Annotated in this window: 9 protein-coding genes and 1 pseudogene; 6 read left to right on the top strand and 4 right to left on the bottom strand. The window is 73.2% G+C overall.

Going from position 1 to position 9,084, the window contains the following annotated elements; translation table 11 throughout:
- Positions 1 to 127: 127 nt before the first annotated feature.
- Positions 128 to 1,789, bottom strand: a complete 1,662-nt coding sequence (locus AB0H32_RS44405) for an acyl-CoA dehydrogenase family protein (protein ID WP_361134135.1) — start codon at positions 1,787 to 1,789, stop codon at positions 128 to 130.
- Positions 1,790 to 1,921: 132 nt separating this feature from the next.
- On the opposite strand from AB0H32_RS44405, the gene AB0H32_RS44400 reads away from it, so the two are divergent.
- On the top strand, positions 1,922 to 3,097 hold the full coding sequence (locus tag AB0H32_RS44400) for a YihY/virulence factor BrkB family protein (RefSeq protein WP_361134132.1): 1,176 nt from the start codon (positions 1,922 to 1,924) through the stop codon (positions 3,095 to 3,097).
- A 165-nt stretch (positions 3,098 to 3,262) separates the two neighbouring features.
- Here the strand turns inward: AB0H32_RS44400 and AB0H32_RS44395 are convergent, their stop codons facing one another.
- Positions 3,263 to 4,129 carry an NmrA family NAD(P)-binding protein gene (locus AB0H32_RS44395; RefSeq protein WP_361134129.1) on the bottom strand — a complete coding sequence of 289 codons (867 nt, stop codon included), beginning with the start codon at positions 4,127 to 4,129 and terminating at the stop codon, positions 3,263 to 3,265.
- Positions 4,130 to 4,210: 81 nt separating this feature from the next.
- Here AB0H32_RS44395 and AB0H32_RS44390 point away from each other — a divergent pair, with 81 nt between their 5' ends.
- Both AB0H32_RS44390 and AB0H32_RS44385 read left to right on the top strand, forming a co-directional pair.
- Entirely contained in the window at positions 4,211 to 5,182 is a 972-nt protein-coding gene (locus AB0H32_RS44390) for an AraC family transcriptional regulator (RefSeq protein WP_361134126.1), read from the top strand.
- 10 nt (positions 5,183 to 5,192) lie between these two features.
- Positions 5,193 to 5,876 carry a helix-turn-helix domain-containing protein gene (locus tag AB0H32_RS44385; protein WP_361134124.1) on the top strand — a complete coding sequence of 228 codons (684 nt, stop codon included), beginning with the start codon at positions 5,193 to 5,195 and terminating at the stop codon, positions 5,874 to 5,876.
- Here the strand turns inward: AB0H32_RS44385 and AB0H32_RS44380 are convergent.
- Both AB0H32_RS44380 and AB0H32_RS44375 read right to left on the bottom strand, forming a co-directional pair.
- Positions 5,862 to 6,260, bottom strand: coding sequence for a VOC family protein (locus tag AB0H32_RS44380; RefSeq protein ID WP_361134121.1), 399 nt, complete (start codon positions 6,258 to 6,260; stop codon positions 5,862 to 5,864). The genes AB0H32_RS44385 and AB0H32_RS44380 overlap by 15 nt on opposite strands.
- 144 nt (positions 6,261 to 6,404) lie before the next feature.
- Complete coding sequence (locus AB0H32_RS44375) at positions 6,405 to 7,037, bottom strand: VOC family protein (protein WP_361134117.1); 633 nt, start codon at positions 7,035 to 7,037, stop codon at positions 6,405 to 6,407.
- Positions 7,038 to 7,088: 51 nt separating this feature from the next.
- Between AB0H32_RS44375 and AB0H32_RS44370 the strand changes: the two are divergent.
- From AB0H32_RS44370 to AB0H32_RS44360, 3 genes and pseudogenes are all read left to right on the top strand, one after another.
- Positions 7,089 to 7,766: pseudogene (locus AB0H32_RS44370) on the top strand (ThuA domain-containing protein).
- A gap of 118 nt (positions 7,767 to 7,884) precedes the next feature.
- Entirely contained in the window at positions 7,885 to 8,748 is an 864-nt protein-coding gene (locus AB0H32_RS44365; protein WP_361134114.1) for an isocitrate lyase/PEP mutase family protein, read from the top strand.
- On the top strand, positions 8,745 to 9,023 hold the full coding sequence (locus tag AB0H32_RS44360) for a hypothetical protein (RefSeq protein ID WP_361134111.1): 279 nt from the start codon (positions 8,745 to 8,747) through the stop codon (positions 9,021 to 9,023). The genes AB0H32_RS44365 and AB0H32_RS44360 overlap by 4 nt, the downstream gene beginning before the upstream one ends.
- Positions 9,024 to 9,084 lie beyond the last annotated feature (61 nt).

The raw sequence follows: 9,084 nt of genomic DNA, 5'->3' as shown, positions 1-9,084 counted from the left end.
GGCTTCGACTTGCCCACCCCCGCCGCCGCGGGGGGGCTTGCGTGGCCTCCAACGGGCCCCATGAGGCGAGGGTGGTGCCGTGTCGGCGCAGCACCACCCTCGCGGTGTCGGCCCGCGGAAGGGCAGGTCAGGCCGGGTCGGACAGCGGTCGCGCCCGCTCCACCACCGATGCCAGGTCCAGGCCCGTCGGCAGGGTGCCGAAGGCTGCGCCCCGGTCGCCGCCGAGCCGGGAGGCGCAGAACGCGTCGGCGACCTCCGACGGCGCGTGCCGCACCAGGAGTGACCCCTGGAGCACCAGTGCGAGGCGCTCGACCAGCCGCCGGGCCCGGCCCTCGATGCCGTCCAGATCGGCGAGTTCGGTGAACAGGTCCTTCACCGCCCGGTCCAGCCGGTGGTCGGCGCCGTGCGCCCGGCCGATCTCGGTGAGGCAGGCGTCCAGGGCGCCCGGCTCACGTTGCAGCGCCCGCAGCACGTCCAGCGCCTGCACGTTTCCGGCGCCTTCCCAGATGGAGTTCAGCGGCGACTCGCGCACCAGCCGGGGCAGGCCCGACTCCTCGACGTACCCGTTGCCGCCCAGGCACTCGGCGGCCTCCACGGCCACCGGAGCGCAGCGCTTGGTGATCCAGTACTTGGCGGCCGGCACCGCGAGCCGCAGGAAGGCGCGCTCCTGCTCGCCTCCGTCGTCGTAGGCGGCCGCGAGCCTGAGGGCCAGCGTGGTCGCGGCCTCGGACTCCAGCGCGAGGTCGGCCAGGACGTTGCGCATCAGCGGCTTGTCCAGCAGCCGGCCGCCGAAGGCTTCCCGGTAGGTGCAGTGGTGGATCGCCTGCGCCACCGCCTGCCGCATCAGGCCCGCCGAGCCGAGCGCGCAGTCCAGCCGGGTCGCGGCGACCATCTCGATGATGGTGCGCACCCCACGGCCCTCCTCGCCGACCCGGCGGGCCCAGGTGCCGTCGAACTCGACCTCGGCGGAGGCGTTGGCCCGGTTGCCCAGCTTGTCCTTGAGCCGCTGCAGCAGGAACACGTTGCGCGTGCCGTCGGCGAGGACGCGCGGGACGAGGAAGCAGGTGAGGCCCCCTTCTCCCCGGGAGGGGGATGCCTGGGCCAGCACCAGGAAGCCGTCGGACATCGGCGCCGAGCAGAACCACTTGTGCCCGGTCAGGGTGTACGTCCCGGCCTCGGCGAGCGGCCGGGCCACGGTGGTGTTCGCCCGTACGTCGCTGCCGCCCTGCTTCTCCGTCATGGCCATGCCGAAGAGGGCTCCGGGCTTCTGCCCGGGGGGCCGCAGCTCGCGGTCGTAGACCGTGGACGTCAGCCGCGGCTCCCACTCGGCCGCGAGCCCGGGGTCGGTCCGCAGCGCGGGCACCGCCGCGTGGGTCATCGACAGCGGGCAGCAGTTGCCCGCCTCGACCTGCGTCCAGACCAGGAAGCCGGCCGCCCGGCGCACATGCCCGGCAGGGCGCGTCCAGGCGCCGGTCAGTCCCGCCCCGACCCCCTTGCCGAGCAGCCGGTGCCAGGCCGGGTGGAACTCGACCTCGTCGATCCGGTGGCCGTAGCGGTCGTGCGTGCGCAGCCGCGGCGGGTGCTCGTTCGCCTGCACACCCCATTCCTGCACCTGCGACGAACCCGAGGCCCGGCCGAGCGTGGACAGCTCGTCGCGCACCTCTTCCAGCACGTCCGCGGGGGTGTGCCGCCCGACCGCCTCGACGAGGGCCCGGTCGGCGGTGAAGAGGTCGTAGCCCACCAGGGCAGGAGGCTGGTTCGTCACGGTGTGGGTGGAGATGCCTGCCATGACTTCGAACCTACCCGGGACAGCGGCGACGGGGGGCTTCCAGAGTGGCACAGCAGTGCCCCCGGGCGCGTCGGCGCCGGTCACCGGCCCCGGAAGGTGAGGACGGTCCGGCACGGCGGATACCGTTAGGTCGTGCAGTCAGGAAGCGAACCCCCCGAGCGGCCCCCGGGCCGGCTCCACCGGGCCCGAGCCCTCTACCGCAACGTCTCCAAGCGGAGGACCGCCTGGCTGCTGCTGAAGGACACCGTCAACTCGTGCATGGAGTACCGCATCCTGGGCCTGGCGGCCGAGGCGGCCTTCTTCACGCTGCTGTCCGTGCCGCCGCTGCTGCTCAGCCTCATCGGCCTGCTCGGCTACGTCGACGCCTGGACCGGAGCGGACACCATCCAGAGCCTGGAAAACAACCTCCTGGAGGCCTCCCGCACGGTCCTTTCCGACAAGGGCGTGAAGGAGATCGCCGAGCCGATCCTGCACGACGTGATGAAGGGTGGCCGGCCGGACGTCATCTCCATCGGCTTCCTCTTCGCCCTGTGGTCGGGCTCCCGCGCGGTGAACGTCTTCATCGACACCATCACCGTCATGTACGGCCTGGACGGCGTCCGCGGCATCGTCAAGACCCGGGTGATGTCCTTCCTGCTCTTCATCGTGGCCCTGCTGATCGGCTCGGTCGCGCTGCCCCTGATGGTGGCCGGACCGGACGCGGTGGTGCGGATCGTGCCCTGGTCGGAGACGGGCATCCAGGTCCTGTACTGGCCCGTCGTCATCGTCCTGTCCATCGTCTTCCTGACGACCCTGTACCACGTGTCCGTGCCCGTCCGCTCCCCCTGGATCGAGGACGTGCCCGGCGCCCTGGTCGCCCTGGCCATGTGGGTCCTGGGCAGCTTCCTCCTCCGTATCTACCTCACCAACACCGTTGAGGGCGCCACGATCTACGGCTCCCTCGCCGCCTCGGTCGCCGTCCTCCTCTGGATCGGCGTGTCCGCCTTCGCCGTGCTCGTCGGCGCCGCGATGAACGCCGCCATCGACCGGGTCTGGCCGGCCGCGGCCACGGCCGCCGCCCGCGAGGCCAACGAGCGGCTGCGCGAGGCCCAGGTGGTCGAGTACGTCACCCGTGCCGCCGCGGCCCGCGATGCCGACCCCGACGACCCCGACATGCCCTCCGAGTTCCCCGAGCGCTGGTCCCGTTTCCTGCCCCCGGAGGACGTCACGGCCCGCCTGCGCACCCACGCGAAGAACCCGCACCACCACACGCACAAGGCGCACGGGGCGAACGGGGCGGGCGGAGAAACACCACCCCGCGGGAACTGACCGGCGCCGGGCCGCCGAATCAGCCCGGGTACCGACCGGCGGCTCGTCGGTGAAGGGGCCCGGGTACCGACCGGCGGCCGGTCGGTGAAGCGGCCCTCTTTGACCGCCGCAACGGTGCGAGGTCCGGCGGCGGTGGTCGGCGGTGCCCGGCGGCCGGTACCCGTGTCATGGCTTCCCGGCGGTAGCGAGCGGCTTCCATGTCCCCGCCGTCGCGGCCTCCCGCACGAAGTCGGCGAAGTCCCGCGGCTCACGTCCCAGCACCTGCCGTACACCGTCCGACAGGTGCGCGTTGCGGCCGTCGAGCAGCGACGCGAAGAGGTCCACCACGAAGCCCACCTCCTCGGGCGGCACCCCGAAGCCGGCCAGCCGTTCCCCGTACTCCTCGGCCGGCACCGCCCGGTACGACAGCTCACGCCCCGTCGCCGCCGCGATCTCCGCGACCGCCTCGCCGAAGCTCAGCAGCCGCGGCCCGGACACCTCCAGCACCTGCCCGGCGTACCGGTCGCCCCCGGTGAGCGCCGCCACCACCACGTCCGCGATGTCCCGCACGTCGACGAACGGCTCCTGCACCGCGCCGCCCGGAAACACCAGCGCCCCGTCCTCCCGCAGCTCCGCCACCAGCGGGCCCTCACTGAAGTTCTGCGCGAACCACGCGGCCCGGACGACCGTCCACCGCGCCCCCGACGCACGCAGAGCCTCCTCGGCCGGCCGCGCCTGCTCCTCACCCCGCGCGGACAGCAGCACCAGCCGCCGCACCCCCAGAGCGACGGCCTCGCGGGCCAGGTTCCCGACCGCGTCCGCCGCGTCCGGCGCCCCCACGTCCGACGGGTACACCAGATAGGCCGCGTCGGCGCCGCGCAGCACCTGCGCCCACGTCGAGCGGTCCCGCCAGTCGAAGCCCTGCGCCCGCGAGGCCGCCCGCACCGTCATCCCGGCCGCCCGCGCGGCCTCGGCCACCCGGCTGCCCGTACGACCGGACGCTCCGGTCACCACCACCGTCGACACCCGTGTCCTGCTCGTGTTCTGCGTCATGTCCGCCAGTCAACTGCCGCCCCGGACAAGGGACCATCGCCGAACAACTCACTCCCATACGCGCGCGTCTACGCTGACCCCATGGACGCTCCCCCACACTCCAACATGCTCACGCGGGGGGACCCCCTTGCGGGCCTGCTCGACGGCCCCCGTGCGCGCGGCGCCTTCATGATCCGCGCGTGCTTCGAGCCGCCGTGGGCGGTACGGGTGGAGGACCGGGCACCGCTGACGGTGATGCTGATGGCGCGCGGCGACGCCTGGATCACCCACGACGGCGGCGAGCAGGTGCGGCTGTGCCCCGGCGACCTGGCCATCGCGCGTGGCCCCGACGCGTACACCTGCGGCGACACCCCCACCACCGCCCCGCAGGCGCTGATCCTGCCCGGCGGTGAATGCCGCTACCCCGACGGCGGCTCCCTGAACGGCTCCATGGACCTCGGGGTGCGGACCTGGGGCGACCGCCCGGACGCCCCGACGGTGATGCTGATCGGCACCTATCTGGTGCAGGGTGAGATCAGCAGCCGTCTGCTGGACGCCCTGCCCCCGCTGCTGACCCTTCCGGCCGAGGTGTGGCAGTGCCCGCTCACCCCGTTCCTCATGGAGGAGGTCGTCCGTGACGAACCCGGCCAGGAGGTGGTCCTGGACCGTCTGCTGGACCTGCTCGTCATCAGCGCGCTGCGAGCCTGGTTCTCCCGCCCCGAGGCGGCCGCGCCCGCCTGGTACCGGGCCCTGGGCGATCCGGTCGTGGGCCGCGCCCTGCGCCTGATCCAGGGCGACCCGGCGCACGCGTGGACGGTGGCCGCGCTCGCCGCCAGGGCCGGGGTGTCCCGTGCGGCCCTGGCCCGCCGCTTCACCGGTCTGGTCGGCGAACCCCCGATGGCCTACCTCACCGGCTGGCGCCTCGCTCTGGCGGCCGACCGGCTGCGCGACACCGACGACACCCTCGCCGCCATCGCCCGCCGGGTCGGCTACGGCAGCGCCTTCGCCCTCTCCAGCGCCTTCAAGCGGGTGTACGGGGTCAGCCCCCAGGAGCACCGCACCCGGGCGGCGTAGCCTGGCGTACGTGTACGAGGAGCGGCCGTCCCGGCTGACCGGCGCGGTGGTCTGGCAGCGCACCGCGGAGGACCCCGCCGTCCGGCCCGTGCTGCCCGACGGCTGCATGGACCTGCTGTACAGCGAGGGCCGGCTGCTGGTCGCCGGCCCCGACACGCGCGCGTACGTCCCCGGGGGCCCGCCCCGCGCCTGGGCGGGCATCCGGTTCTTCCCCGGCACCGCACCCGCCCTGCTCGGTGTCCCGGCACACGAACTGCGTGACGCCCGCGTCGAGTTGGCGGACCTGTGGCCCGCCCCCCGGGTGCGACGGCTGCGCGAGAGCGTCGAGGCGGCCTGCGACCCCGCGACGGCCCTGGAGAACATCGCCCTGGACCGGGCGGCACAGTCGGCAGCCCCCGACGCGCTCCTGCGCCGTCTGGTCGAGTGCCTGGACGGGGGCCGCTCGGTCGCGGCAACGGCCGCCGAACTCGGCCTCGGAGCACGCCAGTTGCACCGCCGCTGCCTGACCGCGTTCGGGTACGGACCCAAGACCCTGGCGCGCATCCTGCGCCTGCAACGCGGCCTGGCCCTGGCCCGCTGCGGGGTCCCCTTCGCCGAGACGGCGGCCCGCGCCGGATACGCGGACCAGCCCCACCTCGCCCGTGAGGTGCGGGACCTGGCCGGGACGACGCTCGGCGAGCTACTGGGCGGCTAGCGGCGCGAACAGGTCGACCCCGTTGCCGTCGGGGTCGTGCACGGTGGCGTACCGCTGCCCCCAGAAGGCGTCCCACGGCTTCAGCTCCCCGTGGTACCCGGCGCCCACCAGGTCCTCGTAGACGTCGTCGACCTCGGCCGGCGAGTCGCAGCGGAAGGCGAGCCCGACCCGGTACCCGCCGGCGGGCGGCCGCCATGCGGGGTGGAACGAGCGGACGGTGTCCTCGGTGTCCAGTGCGAGCACCAGACCACCGGGCAACTCGGCCTCGACATGCGGCTGTTCCTCGGCCCCCGCGGGGAAGACCAGTCCGAGGCGGCGGTAGAAGGCGAGCGAGGCGGCCAGGTCGGAGGTCACCACGCCGATCACGGCGAATCGTGGAGTCATGCGCTCACCGTAGGCAGGGGGTGGGAGCCCGGTCTTGAAGGAATCGGACACGACGGCCCCGGGGCAGCCGGCAGTCGCATGCGGCGTTCGTGGCCGCGCTGGATCCACGGCCGGGTCCGGCGGGCTTTCCGCCGCTGCGGGACCTCAGCCGAAGGTGACCGGCCCCTGTGCCGTCTGCACGGTGAAGGCGATCGCGAACGGTCCCTCGGTGACCGTGAGTTCGGTGCCCAGCGCGGACAGCAGCGGGCGGACCGCCCCCGGTTCGGGCACCGTTGCCGTCACCTCCAGCAGCGGGGTGACGGGCAGCCCGGAGGTGGCGGGGTGTGCCGAATCGCCCCAGTCGATGAGGAACGGGACCAGTCCGGAGGGATGCCCGGAGCCGCTGTCGGTCAGCCGCCACTCCAGCAGCGTGCCGTCGGGGGTGCGGCGGCTCATCGGGTGGACGGGCCCCGGATCGTATCCGCGCTCACGGGCGGCCGAGACCGTCGTCTCCAGATCGGGCGGACAGATCGCCCAGGTCACCGTGCGCGGACCGGCCAGGCGGTCGACCCCGAACGGCCGCAGTTCCACCGGCTCCGGCTGCTCCGGATCGGGCCCGATGATCTCCAGGTAGCTCCGGCCGCCCAGCGCGACCAGGTAGTTCCGCGTACCCAGCCCGACGTGCACCCCGCCGGGCGCGGGCGTCACCCCGGTCCGCGACGCGAACTCGGCGACGGTCGCGGCGAGATCGGGCGTCGCCAGCACGAGATGGTCCAGCAGCGGAGGAATGGCCTTCATTCCGGGGGAGGTTACAGCGCCCGGAGGAGACTCGACCACAGGACACCTCGACTGGTCCGGTACACCCGCACCACCGACTACCGTCACGACTCCGTACCGGACGCCGCCGACGCCGTACGCGCGCTGGGGGAGTTCACCGTCGGGCACACGGAGGACCCGGCGGACCTGGAGCACCCGCAGGACGGATACGCGGCCGTCGTCCTCCCCTCCACCAGCGGTGACGTGCTGACCCCCGTCGGACGCGAGTGCCTCGCCGGACACGTCGGGTCGGGCGGCGGCTTCGCCGGCGTGCGCGCGGCCGCCCGCACCGAGTGCGGGCGGCCGTAGCACGGCGAACTCCTCGGCGCGCGCTTCGAGCGCCATCCGGAGCACCGTCCGGGAAGGCCGTGGTGGAGGTTCCGCACCACCCCGCCACCCGGCACCTGCCCGCCGTACGGGACTTCACGGACGAGTGGTACGACTTCCGGTCCAACCCGCGGGGTCGGGTGCGGGTGCTGCTGCGGGCCGACGAGAGGTCGTACGCCGGCGGCGGGAGACGGGAGCCGGCCATCCGCCGGCCGGTGCCGCCGGATGGGGGACGGACGGGCGTTCTGCACGGCCCTGGGACACGCCGCCGAGGCCTGTCGCGAAGCGGCCTTTCCGGCCCGCCCGAGCGGCAGGACCGCCTGGGCGGCAGGGCACCCGAGTGACGTTTCTGCGGTGAACCCCCTCCGCCATTGGAGTGAGTAAAGCTAGCGTAGATATCAGGTCACGTGCGTATCTAGAGATGCTCTTGTCTTGGCAAAGGGCGCCGAGGCGCGACGGCCCACTCCGGCCCGCGTCACCCACCCACAGGAGGAGCCGGACCTTGACTTACGGGACAAAGCTGCGCGAGCGGATCGCCGGGCCCGGGACGACACCACTGATCGGCGTGTACGACATGTACTCGGCCTCGATCGCGGCCAAGCACTACGACGGGATGTTCGTCTCGGGCTTCGGCTTCGCGGCCTCGTACTACGGGCTGCCGGACATCGGTTTCATCGCCTGGCCGGACATGGTGGCCTTCGTACAGCGGCTGCGGGGCGCGTTCCCGCACCACCATCTGCTGGTCGACATCGACGACGGGTACGTCGATCCCGAGGTCGCCTGCCATGTCGTGGAGGGGCTGGAACGGATCGGGGCCTCCGGGGTGATCCTGGAGGACCAGAAGCGGCCCCGCCGCTGCGGGCACGCCGACGGCAAGCAGGTGCTGCCGCTGGACGAGTACCTGGAGAAGCTGGAGCGGGTCCTGGAGACGCGCAACGACCTGGTGGTCGTCGCCCGCACGGACGCCACCGACGAGCACGACATCCTGCAGCGGGCCGAGCGGCTCGCCGCGACCGACGCCGACGTGGTCCTGGTCGACGGGGTGCGCAGCGTCGAGTGGATCGACCGCATCCGCAAGGTGGTCGGGGACAAGCCGCTGCTGTTCAACCAGATCGCCGGCGGCAAGTCGCCCCGTCTGTCGCTGGGCGAGCTGTCCGACCTCGGCGTGGACGTCGCGATCTACAGCACCCCCTGCCTGTTCGCCGCGCACGAGGCGATGGACTCCGCGCTCGTCGAGCTGAAGGCGGCCGACGGTCGGCTGGCGCAGGTGGACCCGACGAGCGGTGTCGGCGTGAAGGCGTCGACCAGCCTGCTGGAGCGCAACATCGCCCCCGAGCGGCTGCAGTCCGAGGGCGTGGGCGTATGAGGGCTGTCGTGATCCGGCTCTGGGCGGCTGCGATGCTCGCGGTGACGCTCCTCGGCGCCGGTGCCGTGCCCGCGGTCGCGAACGGGGGCCTGATCACCGTCATCGACAACTCGCAGAAGGGCACCGACAACTCGGAGACCGACTCGACGCTGGAGATCGACCGCACAGCCAACGTCCAGACCGGCAGGGGCACGGCGGGAAGCGACCACGACGGCAGTGCTGTGGAGGTGGTGCGGGCCATCTTCGGAGCCCGTGACGGCGACGGGGAGGACTGAGAAGGAGCAGCTGGACGACGGCCGGGCACCCCGTGCGGCAGGTGCCCGGCCGTCGCGCGGC

The organism is Streptomyces sp. NPDC020362, assembly GCF_040642095.1.
Lineage (GTDB): Bacteria > Actinomycetota > Actinomycetes > Streptomycetales > Streptomycetaceae > Streptomyces.
Note: the sequence above shows the minus strand (reverse complement) of the source record. Positions and strands in the feature narration are given on the sequence as shown.

Coding starts and splice junctions, on each gene's coding strand:
- AB0H32_RS44405 (WP_361134135.1), bottom strand. CDS start 1,789: ATGGCAGGCATCTCCACCCACACCGTGACGAACCAGCCTCCTGCCCTG.
- AB0H32_RS44395 (WP_361134129.1), bottom strand. CDS start 4,129: ATGACGCAGAACACGAGCAGGACACGGGTGTCGACGGTGGTGGTGACC.
- AB0H32_RS44390 (WP_361134126.1), top strand. CDS start 4,211: ATGGACGCTCCCCCACACTCCAACATGCTCACGCGGGGGGACCCCCTT.
- AB0H32_RS44380 (WP_361134121.1), bottom strand. CDS start 6,260: ATGACTCCACGATTCGCCGTGATCGGCGTGGTGACCTCCGACCTGGCC.
- AB0H32_RS44375 (WP_361134117.1), bottom strand. CDS start 7,037: ATGAAGGCCATTCCTCCGCTGCTGGACCATCTCGTGCTGGCGACGCCC.
- AB0H32_RS44360 (WP_361134111.1), top strand. CDS start 8,745: ATGAGGGCTGTCGTGATCCGGCTCTGGGCGGCTGCGATGCTCGCGGTG.